Genomic DNA, 19,214 nt, shown 5'->3' with positions numbered 1-19,214 from the left:
TTAAACAGGAGCCGTTAAGACATGCCTAATTTCTTTATCGATCGCCCCATATTTGCGTGGGTGATCGCCATAATCATCATGCTGGCCGGGGGACTTGCGATCCTGAAGCTGCCTGTTGCGCAATATCCAACGATTGCGCCACCGGCGGTGACAATTTCCGCAACCTACCCGGGAGCTGATGCGAAAACGGTGCAGGACACCGTCACCCAGGTTATCGAACAGAACATGAACGGTATCGATAACCTGATGTACATGTCCTCAAACAGTGACTCCACCGGTACGGTGCAGATCACCCTGACCTTCCAGTCAGGTACGGATGCTGACATTGCGCAGGTTCAGGTGCAGAACAAACTGCAGCTGGCTATGCCTTTGCTGCCGCAGGAAGTACAACAGCAGGGTGTGAGCGTCGAGAAATCGTCCAGTAGCTTCCTGATGGTTGTCGGCGTTATCAACACCAACGGCACCATGACGCAGGAGGATATTTCCGACTACGTGGGCGCCAACATGAAGGACGCCATCAGCCGTACTTCCGGTGTGGGTGACGTGCAGCTGTTCGGTTCCCAGTACGCGATGCGTATCTGGATGGATCCGAACAAGCTGAACAACTTCCAGCTGACGCCGGTTGACGTGATCAGCGCGATTAAAGCGCAGAACGCCCAGGTAGCGGCCGGTCAGTTAGGCGGTACGCCGCCGGTGAAAGGCCAGCAGCTTAACGCCTCGATCATCGCGCAGACCCGTCTGACCTCTGCCGATGAATTCAGCAAAATTCTGCTGAAGGTGAATCAGGACGGTTCGCAGGTTCGCCTGCGCGACGTGGCGAAAGTTGAGCTGGGCGGTGAGAACTACGACATCATCGCGAAGTTTAACGGTAAACCGGCTTCCGGTCTGGGTATCAAACTGGCGACCGGCGCTAACGCCCTGGACACCGCCACGGCGATCCGCGCAGAGCTGAAGAAGATGGAACCGTTCTTCCCGTCAGGTCTGAAAATCGTTTATCCGTACGACACCACGCCGTTCGTCAAAATCTCGATTCATGAAGTGGTTAAGACGCTGGTTGAGGCGATCATCCTGGTATTCCTGGTGATGTACCTGTTCCTGCAAAACTTCCGCGCGACGCTTATCCCAACGATTGCCGTGCCGGTGGTATTGCTCGGGACCTTTGCGATCCTGTCGATATTCGGCTACTCGATAAACACCCTGACGATGTTCGGGATGGTGCTCGCCATCGGCCTGCTGGTGGATGACGCCATCGTCGTGGTCGAGAACGTCGAACGCGTGATGGCGGAAGAAGGTTTGCCGCCGAAGGAAGCGACCCGTAAATCAATGGGCCAGATCCAGGGCGCGCTGGTCGGTATCGCGATGGTGCTGTCTGCGGTATTTATCCCGATGGCCTTCTTCGGAGGCTCTACCGGTGCGATTTACCGCCAGTTCTCCATTACCATCGTTTCCGCGATGGCGCTGTCGGTACTGGTCGCGTTGATCCTGACCCCTGCCCTGTGTGCCACCATGCTGAAGCCAATTCAGAAAGGCGGTCACGGCGAGCACAAAGGGTTCTTCGGCTGGTTTAACCGCATGTTCGATAAGAGCACGCATCACTACACCGACAGCGTGGGCAACATCCTGCGCAGCACCGGTCGTTACCTGCTGCTCTATATCATCATCGTGGTGGGCATGGCCTTCCTGTTCGTTCGTCTGCCAAGCTCGTTCCTGCCAGATGAAGACCAGGGCGTGTTCCTGACGATGGCACAGCTTCCGGCGGGTGCCTCGCAAGAGCGTACCCAGAAAGTGCTGGATGAAGTGACGGACTACTATCTCACCAAAGAGAAAGACAACGTTGAGTCCGTGTTTGCGGTTAACGGCTTTGGCTTTGCGGGTCGTGGTCAGAACACCGGTATTGCCTTCGTTTCTCTGAAAGACTGGTCTGAACGTCCGGGCGAAAAGAACAAGGTTGAAGCCATCACCGGCCGTGCAATGGGAACCTTCTCGCAGATTAAAGATGCGATGGTCTTTGCCTTTAACCTGCCAGCGATTGTTGAACTGGGTACGGCGACCGGTTTCGACTTCCAGCTGATTGACCAGGGCGGTCTGGGCCACGAAAAACTGACGCAGGCGCGTAACCAGCTGTTTGGTGAAGTCGCTAAACACCCTGACCTGCTGGTCGGCGTGCGTCCAAACGGCCTGGAAGATACGCCGCAGTACAAGATCGATATCGACCAGGAGAAAGCCCAGGCGCTGGGCGTATCCATCAGTGACATCAATACCACGCTGGGCGCAGCCTGGGGCGGTAGCTACGTTAACGACTTCATCGACCGCGGTCGTGTGAAGAAAGTGTACGTGATGTCCGAGGCGCAGTACCGTATGTTGCCTAACGATATCAACAGCTGGTTCGTGCGCGGCAGCAATGGTCAGATGGTACCGTTCTCGGCGTTCTCAACCTCACGCTGGGAATACGGTTCGCCGCGTCTGGAACGCTATAACGGTCTGCCATCGATGGAGATCCTGGGTCAGGCTGCTCCGGGCCGAAGCACCGGTGAAGCCATGAACCTGATGGAAGAACTGGCAAGCAAACTGCCTGCGGGTATCGGCTATGACTGGACCGGTATGTCCTATCAGGAACGTCTGTCCGGTAACCAGGCCCCTGCCCTGTACGCCATTTCACTGATTGTGGTCTTCCTGTGTCTGGCGGCACTGTACGAGAGCTGGTCGATTCCGTTCTCCGTTATGCTGGTGGTTCCGCTCGGGGTTATCGGTGCGCTGCTTGCGGCAACGTTCCGTGGACTGACCAACGACGTTTACTTCCAGGTAGGCCTGCTGACAACCATTGGCTTGTCGGCGAAGAACGCGATACTTATCGTTGAATTCGCCAAAGATCTGATGGAGAAAGAAGGCAAAGGTCTTATTGAGGCGACGCTTGAAGCGGTTCGTATGCGTCTGCGCCCAATCCTGATGACGTCGCTGGCGTTCATCCTCGGCGTACTGCCGCTGGTTATCAGCTCCGGTGCGGGCTCCGGCGCGCAGAACGCGGTAGGTACAGGCGTAATGGGCGGTATGGTTACCGCGACCGTACTGGCTATCTTCTTCGTACCGGTGTTCTTCGTGGTGGTTCGCCGCCGCTTTAGCCGCAAGAATGAAGATGTTGAACACAGTCATTCGGTAGAACCTCACTGATACCGGTTCCACATGATAAAAAGGCCGCATTAGCGGCCTTTTTCATTTTCAGAAAAAATCATAAATTACGCTTATTGTGGCTCTATTTATTTTCTGCCATCTTAAATAGACATATCATAATTAACTGATACCTTAATCGGTGAATTCAGGATTTTTTTAAATTCATTTCCCCGCTTAAGCTATTAGGAATATTCCTAATAAGAAGTTCTTACAAAGATAAGTCTGAATCTGAACTTTTCTCATCATTTTTGCTAAGCCGATGAAACGTAAGGAAGCGATAAAACCCCGTCGTTAATTTGGATAAAAACGTTGAGTCCAGGGTGACCATTTGCGTACACGCTCCCAGCCTGCGGTTTTTATTTGTAATTTTTCGTAATAGCGCGGTGAAATCCAGGAAGGAGTGGCTTATAGTTAGGTTATCAGGAACACAGCACTCATGTAGCTAAGTCAGTTGTATCCATCCCGACAATGATGTTCGGTGAGTAAGAAATCACTCAGAAGGGGATGCGCTATGGACGAGTACTCGCCAAAAAGGCATGATATCGCGCAGTTGAAATTTCTCTGCGAATCCTTGTACCATGACTGCCTTGCCAATCTTGATGAAAGTAACCATGGCTGGGTAAACGACCCAACATCTGCCATCAATTTACAGTTGAATGAGCTGATAGAGCATATCGCAACCTTCGCACTTAATTATAAAATTAAGTACAATGAAGATAATAAGCTCATTGAGCAAATTGATGAATACCTGGACGACACCTTTATGTTGTTCAGCAGTTACGGCATTAACGCGCAGGATTTGCAAAAATGGCGTAAATCGGGAAATCGGCTATTCCGCTGTTTCGTCAACGTGAGCAGAGCTAACCCGGTGAGTCTTTCCTGTTAAAATTATTACAATTACTAAGGTGAATTTATGTCTGATAAACCACTCACAAAAATCGATTATTTGATGCGCTTACGACGTTGTCAGTCAATTGATACGCTTGAGCGCGTCATTGAAAAGAATAAATACGAGCTTTCTGATAATGAACTGGCGGTATTTTATTCAGCCGCTGACCATCGTCTTGCTGAACTGACAATGAATAAACTGTATGACAAAATCCCTACTTCTGTGTGGAAATTTGTCCGTTAATCTTTGAAGGGTGTCTGTAGAGTTCTACGCCTCGTTCTGAGTATTTACCTGTCCCGTTATGCTCCCTGTGCGTAAGCCAGGTCTCCGTGTAAAACGTGTTCATCAGCAGCAATGTTGTGACGTCAGTCACATTGGCTTTTCGGGAACGTTCCCCTTCTGGCCTGTTCCGATTACCCTTCGGTAATAACATCCAGAGAGGTTTCCAATGAGCTTAGAAAAACAGAAAATGATTGCCGGTGAACATTACCGCCCCGGCGATGAGACGTTACGGGCTGACCGACTGCACGCCCGCCATCTGGTTTACCGCTATAACCACACCGCGCCTGATGAAAAAACAGAACGCCAGAACATTCTGGCGGAACTTCTGGAACAAAGCGCAGGCGCTTATATTGAGCCGAGCTTCCGCTGCGACTACGGATATAACATTTATCTGGGCAAAAACTTTTACGCTAACTTCGACTGCGTGATGCTGGATGTCTGCCCTGTGCATATTGGCGATAACTGTATGCTCGCACCGGGTGTTCATATTTATACGGCTACCCATCCCCTGGACGCGGAAGAACGTAACAGCGGCGTGGAGTTTGGAAAACCCGTCAATATTGGCAATAACGTCTGGATTGGCGGCAGGGCTGTCATTAACCCTGGCGTCACCATTGGTGATAATGTGGTGGTGGCCTCCGGCGCCGTCGTGACGAAAGACGTCCCGGCTAACGTCGTCGTTGGCGGCAATCCGGCAAAAATCATCAAAACGCTGTGAGGTTGCGGGGAGTCAACTGTTATAGTCTTTTAGCGCCAGACTGTTACTTTTTTCAGCCTGATGGCTCCCCTAAAATTGGCAGACCCCCTGTATTGTCAACTCTTATGAAGGCAAAAAATGACCGAGATACAGCGCCTGCTTACCGCCACCATCGACGATCTTAACCTCCGCGAAAAGCGCGACAATCGCCCGCGCTTTAGCATTAGCTTTATTCGCAAACATCCTGGACTGTTTGTCGCCATGTATGCCGCCTGGCTGGCGACGCTTATTGTGATGCTGAAGTCCGAAACGCTGGTGGACTCCGTCTGGCTGCTGGTTGTACTGTTTGTCGTCTTTAACGCCTTTTTCTTTTTCGACGTGAATCCGCGCTACCGTTACGAAGATATCGACGTGCTCGATTTCCGGGTCTGCTATAACGGCGAATGGTACAACACGCGTTACGTGCCAGAGGAGCTGATCGAAAACATCATGCACTCACCGTCGGTTGAAGCCGGGCAAAAAGAGAAGCTGCAGAAAATGGTCTCCACCAAAGGTCAGCTCTCATTCTATGATGTTTTTACCCTTTCCCGCCCTGCTGCTGCGTAATTAACGCCTGCAGACGTCGGATCCCCGGCGCAAACTGAGAAGCAGAGGTATTGCCGTAACCTAAAACCAGACCGGTTTGCCCCTGCTTCGCCTCCAGGTAGTACCCGCTCAGCGCAGCGGGTGCCAGCTGAAACGCCCTCGCCTGCTCCACCAGCCTTCGGTCGTCAATATCGTCTATCGCCAGCGTCAGATGCATTCCCCCTTCGCCTGCCAGAATGCGGTGCGGAGAATAAAGCTCTGCGCCCAGCACCTCACGCAGCTGGCGGTAGCGTTTACGGTAGAGCCGACGCATGGCGGCAAGATGACGGGCGTAATAACCTTCTTCAATAAACAGCGCCAGGGTACGCTGCTCCGCACGATGCCCTCCGCGCAACAGCGAGCCGATGGCCGGGCGAGCCGCTTTCGCCAGCGCTGGCGGTAGCACCATGAACCCCATTCTGAGCGAGGGAAACAGCGTTTTACTGAACGTCCCCAGATACACAACGGGCGCATTGTTGACCATTCCCAGCATCGCCGGTACGGGCTCACCGGCATAGCGGAACTCGCTGTCGTAATCGTCTTCAATGATCCACGCGTTGTGCTGCCGGGCCAGCTCCAGCAGCGCCAGCCGCCGCCGCGCGCTGAGCACGCTCCCGTAAGGGAACTGATGCGAAGGTGAGGTAAAAATCATTGAGGGCGCAGGCGCATCCAGCCCTTCCCAGCACATTCCCTCGTCATCTACCGGTATTCCCGTCATTGCCAGGCCAGTTTTAACAAACGCACTCTTTGCCCCGCTATAGCCGGGGTTTTCTACCCAGGCGACATCGCCAGGCTCGCTTAACAGCATCGTGCAGAGGTTGACGCCCTCCAGCGCTCCCTCGGTTATTACAATCTGGCTGGCGTCGCAGTCGATACCGCGGGACAGGGCGAGATGCCGGGCAATCGCGGCGCGCAGCGACGGCTCGCCGGCCGGGTCGCCATAGCCTAACAGGGCGCTTCCCTCCTCGCGCAGGACGCGATCGTACAATCGCCGCCACAGCGGCAAGGGGAAATAGTTAATGGCAGGCGTTCCCGGCGTAAACGCCATCACCGGGGTGTCGCGCGGCACGGGCGCGGGCAGCAGGGCGACACGTTTTGTCAGCCTGACGTCAGGATCCGGCAATGTCCGGGCAATCGTACGATGAGCGAATTGCCCCACCCGCGTCCCCTGACGGTTACGCAGCAAATAGCCTTCGAGCGTGAGCTGGTCCAGCGCCGCATTGACCGTGTTTCGGGAAATCGAGATCTGCTGCGCCAGCGTTCGCGAACCGGGCAGCTGGCTGCCGGACCGAAGCCTTCCGCCCAGTATGGCCTCCCGCAAAGCGAGATAGAGCGCGCGCTGAAGCGTCTCCTGCCCACGCTTTTTCAGCGCAGCATGGAGCAAAGTGTAAAGCTCATCACCTGGTATATTCATCTTCCCTCCTTGTGGTACCAGAAAAACATAGCCTGGTGGTTCTTTTTAAGGAACCAGCAATTCACTAATCTGGAAATCTTTTCAACGTCACGGAAATAAAGATGAATACATTCAACGAGTTTGGACAGCCTGTAGGCGAAGCCCTTATCGACTGGCAGCCTCGTCAGCACCCGTCCCGGGTGGTCCTTCAGGGTCACTATTGTCGGCTTGAGCCGCTGCGCGTGGAGCATGCCCACGCGTTGTTCTCCGCCTATTCACTGGCCGAAGATACCCGCAGCTGGACGTGGCTGCTGCGTGAACCCGATGCCACCGCAGAGGAGTTTGCCGACTGGGTGGCGAGCGTAAGTGAGTTATCCGATCCCATCCACTTTACCGTTATGGACAACCGGACCCAGTCTCCTGTCGGGACGCTGTCCCTGATGCGGATCGATCCTAAAAACGGGGTCGTGGAAGTGGGGCACGTTCACTTCTCTCCTCTGTTAAGCCGCACGCCAGGGTCGACAGAAGCGCAGTATCTGCTGATGCGATACGTATTCGATACCCTGGGGTACCGGCGTTATGAATGGAAGTGCAATAGCCTGAACGAGCCTTCCCGTAAAGCGGCGCTGCGTCTGGGCTTTCAGTTTGAAGGACGCTTTCGCCAGGCGCTGGTGATAAAAGGCCGTAACCGGGATACCGACTGGTTTTCGATTCTCGACAAAGAGTGGCCGGCGCTGGCTAACGCCTTTGAAAGCTGGCTTGCCACCGACAATTTTACTGCCGATGGCAAACAGAAAAGATCCCTGGAAAGCTGGCGAGAAACGCGCGTTTAGCGTCTTTTTTTACGTCCCTGAACCGCCTTAAAGCGCGGATTAGATTTGCAAATCACGTATAAGCGTCCCTTGCGTTTGACTATCTGGCAATCCGGGTGACGCTGCTTTGCACTGCGTAATGAGTTAAGTACCTGCATGGTTAGCCCCGCTTCGCATTGAGAAAACCGCCAAAACGCTTGCGGAAGCGCGCTGCGCTGCCGTCCGTGGAGAACGTTTTCTGCTTACCGGTATAAAACGGGTGCGATTTTGAAGAAACCTCGATGGTGATGTACGGATATGTCTCACCGTCGAGTTCAATTTCGCGGTCGGTTTTAATGGTTGAGCCGACTTTAAAGTATTCATTAGCGCTGGTGTCGTGGAATACCACGGTGCGATAGGCTGGGTGAATATCGGGTTTCATCGTAAATCCTTTATGTTTTGTTATAACATAACAAAATAATATCCGGGCGAGGTTGAAAAAACAACCCCTCTCTTCTGACGATAATTTCTCGTATGCCTGAGATAAAATGAAAACCATGCCAACCACGTGCTATAACTATATCATTTCGCGGTAAAATCTTTCTCTTCAGGCAGGGAACTCAATGCCCAGGAACGGGCATACGAGGAAGGACACGACAGCATGAAAACCCGACATCTGGTCAGTCTGGTGACTGGCGTACTTATCTTTTCTGTGCTGGTCCCCATTTGCCTGAGCATCTGGCTGGCCCATCGCCAGGCGGAAGATAAATTCGCCGATGCGCTGGATAACTATGCCTCCCGCGTGCTGGTTCGCACCGACAGGGTTGTGGATCAGGCAAAAGAAGCGCTCGATCACCTGCAGGCCTTTGAGGGCGTGCCGTGTAGCCCCTTGCAATTGCGGGAAATGCGCCGGGTCGCTTTCTCGTGGCGATATGTCCAGGAAGTGATTTATATCGACAACCTTCGACCGCTCTGCTCCTCCCTGGAGCAAACCAGCCATGCGTCCCCTTTCCCTCCTCCAATGCGCATTACCGAAGATGGTTACAGCGCGTGGCTGACCACGCAAAACGATCTTGGGTTTAACCGCTACATGACGGTGCTGGGAAAAGGCCACTACCTTGTCATGATCGATCCTGCCTCGCTGGTGGACGTGATCCCTTTCGGCGAGATAGCGATTGATGCCGCCCTGGTAGGAAGCGCAACGCACCGCATATTTGCCAGCAGCAGCAAGCTCGACTCTCACATCCGCGACATGGTTCAGGAGCGGGGTGTGAAAAGCGTGCAGTACAACGGTTCAATGTACGTCATGAAGTCTGTACCTGAGCTTGGATTTACCGTCGTTGCATGGGCAACGCTCAAACCGCTGGCTGAAACCTGGCACCGGCAGCTTCTTTTCTGGTTACCGTTCGGCATGTTGATAAGCCTGCTCGCCGCACTGTTTGTCCTGCGGATCCTGCGGCGTATCCAGTCGCCGCGCAATCGCCTGCTTGACGCCATTAACAGCCGGGATTTTGTGGTGCACTATCAGCCCATCGTGGCGCTCTGTAGCGGAAAAATTGTGGGCGCTGAGGCGCTGACGCGCTGGCCTCAGCCGGACGGAAGCTGCCTCTCGCCGGATATTTTTGTCCCCCTTGCCGAGCAAACGGGGCTCATCTCGAAGCTGACACAGTTAGTCATCGAAAAGGTGTTTGAAGATATGGGCCACTGGCTGCAACGCTATCCGGATCAGCATATCTCCATTAACCTCGCCCCTGCCGATTTAACCTCCGGCATCCTGCCGCCTCTGCTGAGCCAGCTCCTGAACAAGTGGCAGATCCACCCCCGGCAAATCGCCCTGGAGCTCACCGAGCGCGGCTTTGCCGATCCCAAAATTAGCGCACCGGCTATCGCCGCATTTCGCCGTTCAGGCCACCCTGTTTATATTGATGATTTTGGCACGGGCTATTCCAGCCTGAGCTATCTGCAGGATCTGGACGTCGATACGCTAAAAATTGATAAATCGTTCGTGGATGCGCTGGAGTATAAAAACGTGACGCCGCACATCATTGAAATAGCGAAGTCGCTGAAGCTGGCGATGGTGGCGGAGGGCGTCGAAACCGCAGGGCAACTCGCCTGGCTACACCAACACGGCGTGCAGTACGGGCAGGGGTGGTACTACAGCAAAGCGCTGCCAAAAACGGAATTTATTCTCTGGGCAGAAAATAACCTCGGCACGCACGCTACTTGAGATAGGATTTCATCACCCGCAATACCACGCCAAGATCGGCTTCACGCTGCGCTTCTTCAGGCTCTTTCACCACATGATCGGTTAAATGCCCTTCGATCACCTGCATCATCATGCCATTGACCGCCCCGCGGATCGCCGCCAGCTGCTGTAACACCTCGGCGCATTCGTGATCGCTGTTGAGCATTTTCTCCAGCGCGGTGCTCTGCCCCTGAATTTTCTTCAGGCGAGTCAGTAACATCTTCTTGTCGCGAACGGTATGTGACATCTCTGTATCCCTTATTTTTTGGCTTTTAAAGCATACCACGCTCTACTCCCCCTGAGTATTTTTCTACTGGGGGGTAGTATTACGCTACTGGGGGGGAGTAGTATCTCCGCACGCTTTCCGCTCCGGAATTTCCCATGACCGATTTTGCTTCACTCCTTCAGCAGGGCAACGCCTGGCTGTTTGTTCCCAGCGCTATCCTGCTCGGTGCGCTACATGGCCTGGAACCGGGCCATTCAAAAACAATGATGGCCGCCTTTATTGTTGCCATCCGAGGCACGCTGAAACAGGCGGTGCTGCTCGGCCTGGCGGCAACGCTCTCCCATACGGCGGTGGTCTGGCTCGTTGCGATGGCGGGATTATGGTTTGGTCGGGGCTGGGATGCACACACGTCCGAACCCTGGTTCCAGCTGATTTCCGGGGTGCTGATCGTTGCGATCGCCCTGTGGATGGCGTGGCGAACCTGGAAAGAGAGCCAGCCGCACGATCATCATCATCACGACCATGATCACCACCACCACCACCATGACCATGTCCATGACCACCATCATGATCATCATCACCATCACCACGAACACTCGCTGGTTGAAGAAGAGTGGCAGGACGCCCACCAGCGCGCTCACGCGCAGGATATTAACCGGCGCTTCAGCGGTCAAAACGTCACCACCGGCCAGATCGTGATGTTTGGCCTGACCGGCGGGCTTATCCCCTGCCCGGCGTCCATCACCGTACTGCTGATCTGCCTGCAGCTGAAGCATTTCGCCCTCGGCGCGACGCTGGTGTTCAGCTTCAGCATTGGTCTGGCGTTAACGCTGGTCGCTTCCGGCGCGATTGCCGCCTTAAGCCTCAAGCACGCGACCAAACGCTGGCCCGGGTTTAGCGAATTCTCCCGTAAAGCGCCGTGGATCTCCGCTGCGCTGATTACCGTAGTAGGGATTTACATGAGCCTGCATGGCCTTAGCGGCATTCTGGCGTAAGACTGCGGCCACGCTCTGTGGCCGCATCTTCATGGTCAGCTAAGGGTTCTGCTGCCAGCTGAAGGTATAGCGAAGCTGGCGTGTCTGCAGGATGAACTCCGGAGAGACGCTGGGGCTCCAGGAGTCGTCGCCGCCCACGCCCATATGGAACGCATCGAGATTGAGCCAGCATCCCGGCTCTTCGCGCAGCAGATGATGATGGGTTGTCTCACGCAGCTGCTGCTGGCCGTAGCGGCTCACCGAGAAATGGAACCGGCCGTTCAGCTGATGCGTTCCCACCACAAGTTCCCGGGTCTCACAGCGCAAACCATTTTCCGTCGGGAAGATATACGGCGTGTGCATGGCCTCAAGAGGTAATGTCCAGCGCCCCTGCTGCGCCGCCAGCTTTCTGTCCGGGTAGTTTTCATGCGGCCCCAGACCCAGCCAGTGAACGTTTTCCGGCGTTTCGGCGAGATGAACGCTCAGGCCAACGCGCGCGGGTTCAGGGATATCAGACGCAACATCAATCTGAATATCGCCATGCAGAACGCCCCTATCGTCCACCCGCCAGACTTTACGGCTCATGAACAGGGCTTTGCCGCGATACTCAAGTACGTGCTGGGTTGTGACCACCACGTCGCCTGCGTGCTGCTGTGCCTCACAGTGCAGAACGCGCGAGGTGAGATCGTACATGCCCGACGCTTTCCAGCGCTCAACCCAGGCGTTCGGATCGATCTGCGTCGCCTCGCTCACGCCAATGTCGTTATCCAGCGGCGCGCGGCTGACGTTATCCGTCAGAGGTGAAAGGAGCGTTTCAACGCCGTTTCGCCACCATTGAGTCAGGTGTCCGGATGCGCGATCGAACTGCCAGCGCTGTTGACGATGGGCGATCTCCAGGATGCGATCGTTTTGCGTTAACACCGGCGGCTCGCCCGCCGGGACTGGCGGAGCAATAAAAAGGGGAGCCGGAAGCGGCCACTGCTCCCACGCGCAGCGGTGGTCAGCCGGAGACCACGGCGTTGCCCGCGGCTGGCGTACTTCAACGTTCAGCCAGATCTCTCCCGGCCCGGCTTTCAGCGCCGGCAGGTCAATCTCCAGACGCTGGGTGCCTTCAGGCGCCATCGAGAGCGTCACCTCACCCGCGGCCAGCACGTCCCCGTCCCGGGCAACCGTCCAGTTCAGCACTTCGTTATCGGTGTGGCGGAACAGATAGCCGCTTTGCACCTCAATCACCAGCGGAGAGGTGCTGACCCGCGTAAAGGTAAAGAACTGCTGGGCGCGCTGCGCCTCGTACAGCGCCGGGTGCGGCGTGCGATCGGGGAACACCAGCCCGTTAAGACAGAACTGCCGATCGTTCGGCTTATCGCCGAAGTCTCCGCCGTAGGCCCAGAACGCGTTGCCCTTTTCGTCCCGTTTCGTCAGGGCCTGATCGACCCAGTCCCAGACAAACCCACCCTGCAGGCGAGGATGGCTGCGAAACGCTTCCCAGTATTTCGCAAACCCGCCAAAGCTATTTCCCATCGCGTGGGCGTATTCACAGAGGATCAGCGGGCGCGTTTCGTCCGGCATGCCGATCCATTTCTTGATTGACCATTTAGGCACTGCCGGGAAGGGCTGATCCCGATCGACCCGGGCGTACATCGGACAGACAATATCGGTCGCCGCCGTGTTCGCGCCGCCGCCTTCATACTGCACCGGACGCGTAGGATCGGTGGTTTTCAGCCAGCGGTACAGCGCATCGTGATTCGCGCCGTGGCCCGACTCATTGCCCAGAGACCAGATGATAACCGAGGGATGATTACGATCGCGCTGCACCATGCGGGTCACGCGCTCGCTCATGGCGGGCAGCCAGCGCGGATCGTCAGCAAGGCGGCTCATCGGCACCATGCCGTGCGTTTCGATATTGGCTTCGTCAACGACGTACAGCCCGTATCGGTCGCAAAGCCGGTACCACAGCGGATGGTTAGGGTAGTGCGAGCAGCGCACGGCGTTGAAGTTGTGCTGCTTCATGATTTCGATATCGCGGCGCATGGTCGCTTCGTCCATCACCTGACCGTTTTCCGGGTGATGCTCGTGTCGGTTAACCCCGCGGATCAGCAGCGGTTTACCGTTGAGCTTCAGCAGGCCGTTGCCGATGTCAACGCGGCGGAAGCCCACGTCGCACGCCTCAACCTCCAGCACCTCACCCTGCGGGTTAAGAAGCGCAATCGTCAGGCGATACAGTTCTGGCGTTTCAGCGCTCCAGAGCGCGGGCTGGTCAACAGGGATCGCCGCCGTTAAGCGCTCTGCCCAGCTGCCGCGCTCGTCGACGATGGCAGATCCTGGACGCCGGGAAACGCTGGCGCATTTTTCACCCGTGCGCCACAGGGTCATGACCACCTCGCAGTCTGCAAAGCCAGCGCCTGCCAGCGCGACATCCACCTTCAGCACCGCGCGGTCCAGCTCCGCATTCAGGTCCGTCACCACGTGATAATCGGCAATCTGCGTCTTGGGTTTATGCAGCAGCGTCACATCGCGGAAGATGCCGCTCATGCGCCACATGTCCTGATCTTCCAGATAGCTGCCGTCGCACCAGCGCAATACCATGACAGCCAGGCGGTTCTGCCCGGGGCACAAGGCCGCCGAGAGGTCAAATTCGGCGGGCAATCGGCTGTCCTGGGAATAGCCCATCCACTGTCCGTTGCACCAGAGATGGAACGCCGAGTTCACGCCGTCGAAGATGATGCGGGTCTGCCCGCTCCGGAGCCAGGCGTCATCCACCTCAAATGTGAGCGAGTAACAACCGGTCGGATTTTCCTGCGGCACGAAAGGCGGGTTAACGGGAATGGGATAGGTGACATTGGTATAGATGGGCGTGTCGAAACCCTGCATCTGCCAGTTAGACGGCACGGGCATCGCAACGGCATCGGCGCAATCTTCGGTTACCCATGCCTGAGGAACCTGCTCCGGCGCGGTAAAGTAGCTAAACCGCCATAGCCCGTTGAGAACGTGCCTGCTGGCGGATCCAGCATCATCTCTGGCAGAGGGTTCATTGCGCCAGCTGTGCAACGGCGCGTGTGCGGCCAGACGGTTCCACTGGGTGACGCCAGGATTTTCCCAGTCCCGACGGGCCAGAATGGCGCTGAGGGTCAGCGGTGAAGTGGTGGACATAGTAACCTCTTTGCGAAGCGCTCACAATTTTGGTTAACATGCCCTGGCACCCGGCAACGGTAAAGCGTCCAATCGCGGGGTAGCGAGTCCGATCACAAAGTTTTATTTGCGGGCAATCTGCTCGGCAAGGAGTGCCAGGCTTCTGAGCTGCTGCGCCAGATCCTCGCGTTCGGCCTGCTTAGGATTGCGGCGCGCGCTGGAATGACGGGTAACCAGCGTCACCGGCAGCTGAACCTGCCGGCACGCTTCGCCCCCGGAAGGTGCCAGCAGCCACTCCACGCTGCGTTCGCCCGCCTCGCGAAACGCCTGACGAATGGTTGTCAGCGGCGGGGAAAACCAGGCGCTGTCAGCGGTATCGTCAAACCCAACCACCGAAAGCTGGCCAGGTATCGCGATCCCTTTTTCCGCGCAGGCGCGCATCACCCCGAGCGCCATCTGATCGTTCGCCACCAGAATCGCGTCCGGTAATGCCGCACCCGACAGCAGCACGTGTCCCTTCTCATAACCGCTGGCCGCGCTCCAGTCACCGTAGGCCACAGCCGTCGCGTAAAGACCCGCCAGCGCCAGCGTCGCTTTCCAGCCCGCCAGGCGCGCCCGCGCAGAGACCGAGCTTTCCGGCCCGCTCAGCAGGGCAATGCGCTGATGCCCCAGAGAAAGCAGATGCTCAACGCCCAGACGCGCCCCCTGCTCCGCGTTAAACACGAGGCTGTTTACCCGCGCTGAGGGCGCCACATCGAGGAACAGCACCGGGACGGGCGACGCCAGCGCCCCGAGCTCTTCGGCGTGCGGATCGTCAAGCGGCACATTCACCAGCAGCGCGTCCACCCGCTGTGCCAGCAGCGCCTGAAGCGCGGCCTGACACTGCTGGGGTTGCTCCACCATGGAGATAAGGACGCTCGCCCCCTGTTCCGCCGCACGCGATTTGACCGCCGACACAATTTGCGAAGGCGCGTGCAGGGCCAGATCGGTGGTGATGAGGCCCAGCGTACGGGTGCGTTTCCCCGCCAGCTGCTGCGCCCGAAGGTTAGGAACGTAGTGCAGCTCCGCCATCGCCTGCTGCACCTTTTCTCGCGTGCGGGCAGACACATGTTCCGCGTCGTTAATGACGCGGGAAACGGTCTGATAAGAAACCCCCGCAAGGAGGGCGACATCATAGAGAGTGATTGCTTTCATGCTTTCTGGCATCGCGATTTTCGAAGCGTCTATTCTGGCACAGCGACGCCGTTAAAACATGTGAGCGCTTCGCAAAATTAAACAACCCGCTCCGGCTGGGGTATTTCCGCAATGCGTGGCTTCTGGCGGAACCAGGGCAGGCAGAGCTGGATAAGCGGGCCAATGGTCAGTGCATACAGTACGGTTCCCACCCCAAACGTGCCGCCAAGCACGCACCCAATCAGCAGAACGGATACCTCAATTGAGGTACGCACGCTGCGAATGGACCACCCCAGCCGGGCGTGAATGCCGGTCATCAGGCCGTCGCGCGGGCCTGGCCCGAAACCGGCCCCGATGTACATGCTGGTCGCAATCGCGTTCATCACGATGCCCGACACCAGGAAAGCAATTCGAACGGGTAACGAATCCAGCTCCGGGATAAGCGCCATGCTGGCGTCCGCCGCCAGGCCGATACAAATCACGTTGCTGATCGTGCCAAGGCCCGGCATCTGGCGCAGCGGGATCCACAGCAGCAGCACCGCCGCGCCGGTCACAATGATCACCGTCCCGATAGTCATCCCCAGCTGCATCCCCACCCCGAGGTGAAACACATCCCAGGGATCGACACCCAAATCGGAACGAATAAACATTGCGGTGGAAAGGCCATACAGTCCTAAACCGACATAGAGTTGTAGCAGACGACGTACCATTTTTATCTTCTCCAGTGAACCATGCTTTCATCCTGACCTAAAATGGCACTATGATTAATGTCCAGTTTTTAAATAGTGGACTGCATATGTCATCACGTCGCTTCGGAAGCCAGTCTCTGGTACGCCTTTTAGGCCACTGGCAGCAAGCCTCATCCCGCACCCCGCTCTGGCGACAGCTGGCCGACGCGCTGCGTTTGTTAATTCTTGATGGGCGTCTGGCACTGAATACGCGGCTGCCGGGCGAGCGTGAGCTGGCCACGGCGCTGGACGTGAGCCGAACCACCATCAGCAGCGCGCTCGCCCACCTGCGTGAAGAGGGGTACCTTGAAAGCCGCCACGGCAGCGGGTCACGGGTCATTCTCCCTGACACGCGCGCCGTTCCCACCCTTTCCGCGGCGAGCGCCGCACTGGATCTCTCCACTGCCGCCCTGAATGCCGGGCCGGAGATCCATCAGGCTTATGCCCATGCGCTCACGGCCATTACCCCGCATCTCTCGCTGACGGGCTACGATCAGCTGGGGCTACCGACGCTGCGGGAGGCCATCGCTGCGCGCTATACCGCGCGGGGCCTTCCCACCCGCGCAGACGAAGTGATGGTGGTTAATGGCGCCGTCAGCGGCTTTGCGCTGATACTGCGGATGATGACCGGGCCGGGGGACCGCGTCGTGGTCGATCATCCCACCTATCCGCTGGCGATTGCCGCCATTCAGGGGGCGCAGTGTCGGCCAGTCGGGGTGTCGCTGCCGGAAACCGGCTGGGATACGGATGGCTTTGCCGCAACGCTTGCCCAGACGGCGCCGCGCCTGGCCTACCTGATGCCAGATTTTCATAATCCGACCGGGCGCTGTATGGATATCGCCACCCGTCAGGCCATCACGGATATTGCAGCCCAAACCCGCACGGCGCTGGTGGTGGATGAAACGATGGTGGATCTCTGGTTTGATGCGCCTCCCCCGCCACCGCTGGCCGCCTTTAACCCGCAGGCCACCGTCATCACCTTAGGCTCTGCCGGAAAAAGCTTCTGGGGCGGGCTGCGTCTCGGCTGGATCCGTGCCTCATCGCGCATCATCGCCACCCTTGCCCAGACGCGGGATACGCTGGATTTAGGCTCGCCGCTGCTCGAACAGCTGGCAATGCAGTGGCTCATTAACAACAGCGAGACGTTTCTGCCCGCACGCCGGAAGATGCTGGCGGAACGGCGCGATCGATGTGGTGACCTGCTGCGCGAGCATTTCCCGGAGTGGAAATTCCACGAGGCGGAAGGCGGGCTCTCTTACTGGGTAGAGCTCCCGGGCATGCTGGCGACACAGCTTGCCGCACGGGCAGAAATAATCGGGATTAACCTGGGAACCGGGACGCGGTTTGGTTTATCGGGGGCGTTTGACCGCTATTTACGTATGCCCTTCTCGCTGGAATCGACAGAGCTTGAGCAGGCGTTGCTGAGGATCAAACCGTTATGGCTCGCCCTGAATAAAAACGTGCCATCGTTAAAACGCAGCGTGATCTGATATTTAAATATTTGAAGCAGATCATAAAATAAAAACTGCTGACTGTAATATATGCAGTCAGCAGTTTTCACTGGTCAGGGTTTAATGCTGAGGAGGAATAGGAAAGCCTTTTAGTGAAATAACGAAGTTATCACCGTCTTTCTTTATTTTTGCACCGGTATCACACCAGTCAGACGCAATACGAAAGAACTCATCGCTTCCAACATTCCAGCCAAGACGTACATGCTTCACGTAGCCTGAACGCAACAGATCGCAGGCCTCGTTGTAGTCACTGGCGGTTGACAGTTGTTGTTTCATTTTCTCTTCTTCAGAAGTTTACGTAGAGCCTTGATTTCTTTAGGAGTAAAAGGAGAAACACTCTCTTCTTCCGTATGCTGATTATCAATATCCTCTTCCGATACTCCCGCCTCTTCTACTGCTTCGAACGCCAGCAGCAGCAGTTTCTCTGTCGTCACGCTTAAATTCTCGTTATTGACTTCCGCATAGTGCCGAAGCCTTTCTTTTAGCGCGTCATCAATCTTAACGTTTAATACCGCTGTAGCCATGTTTGTCACTTCCCTTCGGAATAAGTACTTTATTTAATACACGAACTTAACAATGTTATCCAGATATATATTTTTTTGAGTTATGGAAGAAAATAACCGTCCGATTATAAAATGACAGTCTATTATTACAGGTTTATGACAATAATATTTCAGTGTAATGAAATATATATTACACGATACAGGCGTAGTTTTATTGTGGAGTAATGCTTTGAGGGAGAGGTGAAGCTGAAGAATCTTATGAGGCCACAAATGGGTGGGGGCCCTGCCAGCTACATCCCGGCACACACGTCGTCTGCCCTGGCTGCTTCCTTCCGGACCTGACCTGGTGAACAGAGTAGCGTTGCGGGAGAACCAACAGAGCCCCCATTGAGAGCGTTGATAACCAACGCGCTGGCGCATTATCCCTGTGCTAAAGCCCAATTGCAAGCGACCAGCAACCGGATGCTGGTTTCTTGCGCAAACAGGCGCAGCAATCATGAAGATCTTCGTTTACCATAGCTTTCCAGAAACTCCCCACAGGTAAAGGTATGGACGAACACGACTCCTTTCCACAGCGCGTATGGCAAATCGTGGCCTCAATCCCGGAAGGCTACGTCACCACCTATGGTGATGTCGCGCGTCTGGCCGGTTCCCCGCGCGCGGCGCGACAGGTTGGAGGCGTCCTGAAACGGCTGCCGGAAGGCAGTACGCTGCCCTGGCATCGGGTGGTGAACCGTCATGGCGCCATTTCACTCACCGGGCCGGATCTTCAGCGTCAGCGTCAGGCGTTACTTTCAGAGGGTGTGCAGGTGTCAGGGTCGGGTCAGATCGATTTGCAGAAGTTTCGCTGGGTATATTGACCCCTCTCCCGGAGGAGAGGG

At 56.2% G+C, this 19,214-nt stretch carries 18 protein-coding genes, 1 other RNA gene and 1 pseudogene; 10 read left to right on the top strand and 10 right to left on the bottom strand.

What is annotated here, in order from left to right:
* The first annotated feature begins 21 nt into the window (after positions 1-21).
* The 5 genes from acrB (at position 22) to HB664_RS08230 (ending at position 5,642) form a co-directional block, all read left to right on the top strand.
* A complete protein-coding gene (gene acrB / locus HB664_RS08250) occupies positions 22-3,168 on the top strand; it encodes a multidrug efflux RND transporter permease subunit AcrB (protein WP_029741964.1) in 3,147 nt (1,048 codons plus the stop codon).
* Positions 3,169-3,679: 511 nt separating this feature from the next.
* Positions 3,680-4,054, top strand: coding sequence for an Hha toxicity modulator TomB (gene tomB / locus HB664_RS08245; RefSeq protein WP_008499288.1), 375 nt, complete (start codon positions 3,680-3,682; stop codon positions 4,052-4,054).
* Between the two features lie 27 nt (positions 4,055-4,081).
* Complete coding sequence (locus HB664_RS08240) at positions 4,082-4,300, top strand: HHA domain-containing protein (protein WP_008499287.1); 219 nt, start codon at positions 4,082-4,084, stop codon at positions 4,298-4,300.
* A gap of 205 nt (positions 4,301-4,505) precedes the next feature.
* Positions 4,506-5,057 carry a maltose O-acetyltransferase gene (gene maa / locus HB664_RS08235; RefSeq protein WP_219940605.1) on the top strand — a complete coding sequence of 184 codons (552 nt, stop codon included), beginning with the start codon at positions 4,506-4,508 and terminating at the stop codon, positions 5,055-5,057.
* Between the two features lie 117 nt (positions 5,058-5,174).
* Positions 5,175-5,642: a YlaC family protein gene (locus HB664_RS08230; RefSeq protein WP_219940603.1), complete on the top strand. Its 468-nt coding sequence runs from the start codon at positions 5,175-5,177 to the stop codon at positions 5,640-5,642.
* Here the strand turns inward: HB664_RS08230 and HB664_RS08225 are convergent.
* Positions 5,614-7,074, bottom strand: coding sequence for a PLP-dependent aminotransferase family protein (locus HB664_RS08225; protein WP_219940602.1), 1,461 nt, complete (start codon positions 7,072-7,074; stop codon positions 5,614-5,616). The genes HB664_RS08230 and HB664_RS08225 overlap by 29 nt on opposite strands.
* Before the next feature lie 101 nt (positions 7,075-7,175).
* Between HB664_RS08225 and HB664_RS08220 the strand changes: the two genes are divergently transcribed.
* Positions 7,176-7,886, top strand: coding sequence for a GNAT family N-acetyltransferase (locus tag HB664_RS08220; RefSeq protein WP_048978929.1), 711 nt, complete (start codon positions 7,176-7,178; stop codon positions 7,884-7,886).
* Here the strand turns inward: HB664_RS08220 and ykgO are convergent.
* The gene (gene ykgO, locus HB664_RS08215) at positions 7,883-8,023 is read right to left on the bottom strand and encodes a type B 50S ribosomal protein L36 (RefSeq protein WP_003859006.1); all 141 of its coding nucleotides are present in this window, start codon (positions 8,021-8,023) and stop codon (positions 7,883-7,885) included. The two genes, HB664_RS08220 and ykgO, sit on opposite strands and share 4 nt — an antisense overlap.
* 2 nt (positions 8,024-8,025) lie before the next feature.
* Positions 8,026-8,286 carry a type B 50S ribosomal protein L31 gene (locus tag HB664_RS08210; RefSeq protein ID WP_010428154.1) on the bottom strand — a complete coding sequence of 87 codons (261 nt, stop codon included), beginning with the start codon at positions 8,284-8,286 and terminating at the stop codon, positions 8,026-8,028.
* 219 nt (positions 8,287-8,505) lie between these two features.
* Here HB664_RS08210 and HB664_RS08205 point away from each other — a divergent pair, with 219 nt between their 5' ends.
* Positions 8,506-10,071 carry an EAL domain-containing protein gene (locus tag HB664_RS08205; RefSeq protein ID WP_047061248.1) on the top strand — a complete coding sequence of 522 codons (1,566 nt, stop codon included), beginning with the start codon at positions 8,506-8,508 and terminating at the stop codon, positions 10,069-10,071.
* Here HB664_RS08205 and HB664_RS08200 read toward each other — a convergent pair.
* Complete coding sequence (locus HB664_RS08200) at positions 10,064-10,336, bottom strand: metal-sensing transcriptional repressor (RefSeq protein WP_023310594.1); 273 nt, start codon at positions 10,334-10,336, stop codon at positions 10,064-10,066. The two genes, HB664_RS08205 and HB664_RS08200, sit on opposite strands and share 8 nt — an antisense overlap.
* Positions 10,337-10,470: 134 nt before the next feature.
* Between HB664_RS08200 and HB664_RS08195 the strand changes: the two genes are divergently transcribed.
* A complete protein-coding gene (locus tag HB664_RS08195; RefSeq protein WP_033144785.1) occupies positions 10,471-11,310 on the top strand; it encodes a nickel/cobalt efflux protein RcnA in 840 nt (279 codons plus the stop codon).
* 39 nt (positions 11,311-11,349) lie between these two features.
* Here the strand turns inward: HB664_RS08195 and HB664_RS08190 are convergent, their stop codons facing one another.
* From HB664_RS08190 to HB664_RS08180, 3 genes are all read right to left on the bottom strand, one after another.
* Positions 11,350-14,439, bottom strand: a complete 3,090-nt coding sequence (locus HB664_RS08190; protein WP_219940601.1) for a beta-galactosidase — start codon at positions 14,437-14,439, stop codon at positions 11,350-11,352.
* Positions 14,440-14,541: 102 nt separating this feature from the next.
* The gene (locus tag HB664_RS08185) at positions 14,542-15,612 is read right to left on the bottom strand and encodes a LacI family DNA-binding transcriptional regulator (protein ID WP_219940600.1); all 1,071 of its coding nucleotides are present in this window, start codon (positions 15,610-15,612) and stop codon (positions 14,542-14,544) included.
* A 77-nt stretch (positions 15,613-15,689) separates the two neighbouring features.
* Positions 15,690-16,301 carry a YitT family protein gene (locus HB664_RS08180; RefSeq protein WP_023310590.1) on the bottom strand — a complete coding sequence of 204 codons (612 nt, stop codon included), beginning with the start codon at positions 16,299-16,301 and terminating at the stop codon, positions 15,690-15,692.
* 86 nt (positions 16,302-16,387) lie between these two features.
* On the opposite strand from HB664_RS08180, the gene HB664_RS08175 reads away from it, so the two are divergent.
* A complete protein-coding gene (locus HB664_RS08175) occupies positions 16,388-17,809 on the top strand; it encodes a PLP-dependent aminotransferase family protein (protein WP_219940599.1) in 1,422 nt (473 codons plus the stop codon).
* Positions 17,810-17,890: 81 nt separating this feature from the next.
* Here HB664_RS08175 and HB664_RS08170 read toward each other — a convergent pair whose 3' ends face one another.
* The 3 genes from HB664_RS08170 to ffs form a co-directional block, all read right to left on the bottom strand.
* A complete protein-coding gene (locus tag HB664_RS08170) occupies positions 17,891-18,106 on the bottom strand; it encodes a hypothetical protein (protein WP_023310588.1) in 216 nt (71 codons plus the stop codon).
* A complete protein-coding gene (locus HB664_RS08165) occupies positions 18,103-18,354 on the bottom strand; it encodes a hypothetical protein (protein ID WP_023310587.1) in 252 nt (83 codons plus the stop codon). The genes HB664_RS08170 and HB664_RS08165 overlap by 4 nt, the downstream gene beginning before the upstream one ends.
* Before the next feature lie 260 nt (positions 18,355-18,614).
* Positions 18,615-18,711: signal recognition particle sRNA small type (ffs, locus tag HB664_RS08160), an RNA gene on the bottom strand.
* 84 nt (positions 18,712-18,795) lie between these two features.
* Between ffs and HB664_RS08155 the strand changes: the two are divergent.
* Positions 18,796-19,193, top strand: a pseudogene (locus HB664_RS08155) (MGMT family protein).
* Positions 19,194-19,214 lie beyond the last annotated feature (21 nt).

Source organism: Enterobacter sp. DNB-S2, assembly GCF_019443845.1.
Lineage (GTDB): Bacteria > Pseudomonadota > Gammaproteobacteria > Enterobacterales > Enterobacteriaceae > Enterobacter > Enterobacter asburiae_B.
This window is presented reverse-complemented; position numbering and strand designations above follow the sequence as displayed.

What these genes read in the sequence shown, in the direction of transcription:
- acrB (WP_029741964.1), top strand. Translation starts at nt 22, where the DNA reads ATGCCTAATTTCTTTATCGATCGCCCCATATTTGCGTGGGTGATCGCC.
- tomB (WP_008499288.1), top strand. Translation starts at nt 3,680, where the DNA reads ATGGACGAGTACTCGCCAAAAAGGCATGATATCGCGCAGTTGAAATTT.
- HB664_RS08240 (WP_008499287.1), top strand. Translation starts at nt 4,082, where the DNA reads ATGTCTGATAAACCACTCACAAAAATCGATTATTTGATGCGCTTACGA.
- maa (WP_219940605.1), top strand. Translation starts at nt 4,506, where the DNA reads ATGAGCTTAGAAAAACAGAAAATGATTGCCGGTGAACATTACCGCCCC.
- HB664_RS08230 (WP_219940603.1), top strand. Translation starts at nt 5,175, where the DNA reads ATGACCGAGATACAGCGCCTGCTTACCGCCACCATCGACGATCTTAAC.
- HB664_RS08225 (WP_219940602.1), bottom strand. Translation starts at nt 7,074, where the DNA reads ATGAATATACCAGGTGATGAGCTTTACACTTTGCTCCATGCTGCGCTG.
- HB664_RS08220 (WP_048978929.1), top strand. Translation starts at nt 7,176, where the DNA reads ATGAATACATTCAACGAGTTTGGACAGCCTGTAGGCGAAGCCCTTATC.
- ykgO (WP_003859006.1), bottom strand. Translation starts at nt 8,023, where the DNA reads ATGCAGGTACTTAACTCATTACGCAGTGCAAAGCAGCGTCACCCGGAT.
- HB664_RS08210 (WP_010428154.1), bottom strand. Translation starts at nt 8,286, where the DNA reads ATGAAACCCGATATTCACCCAGCCTATCGCACCGTGGTATTCCACGAC.
- HB664_RS08205 (WP_047061248.1), top strand. Translation starts at nt 8,506, where the DNA reads ATGAAAACCCGACATCTGGTCAGTCTGGTGACTGGCGTACTTATCTTT.
- HB664_RS08200 (WP_023310594.1), bottom strand. Translation starts at nt 10,336, where the DNA reads ATGTCACATACCGTTCGCGACAAGAAGATGTTACTGACTCGCCTGAAG.
- HB664_RS08195 (WP_033144785.1), top strand. Translation starts at nt 10,471, where the DNA reads ATGACCGATTTTGCTTCACTCCTTCAGCAGGGCAACGCCTGGCTGTTT.
- HB664_RS08190 (WP_219940601.1), bottom strand. Translation starts at nt 14,439, where the DNA reads ATGTCCACCACTTCACCGCTGACCCTCAGCGCCATTCTGGCCCGTCGG.
- HB664_RS08185 (WP_219940600.1), bottom strand. Translation starts at nt 15,612, where the DNA reads ATGAAAGCAATCACTCTCTATGATGTCGCCCTCCTTGCGGGGGTTTCT.
- HB664_RS08180 (WP_023310590.1), bottom strand. Translation starts at nt 16,301, where the DNA reads ATGGTACGTCGTCTGCTACAACTCTATGTCGGTTTAGGACTGTATGGC.
- HB664_RS08175 (WP_219940599.1), top strand. Translation starts at nt 16,388, where the DNA reads ATGTCATCACGTCGCTTCGGAAGCCAGTCTCTGGTACGCCTTTTAGGC.
- HB664_RS08170 (WP_023310588.1), bottom strand. Translation starts at nt 18,106, where the DNA reads ATGAAACAACAACTGTCAACCGCCAGTGACTACAACGAGGCCTGCGAT.
- HB664_RS08165 (WP_023310587.1), bottom strand. Translation starts at nt 18,354, where the DNA reads ATGGCTACAGCGGTATTAAACGTTAAGATTGATGACGCGCTAAAAGAA.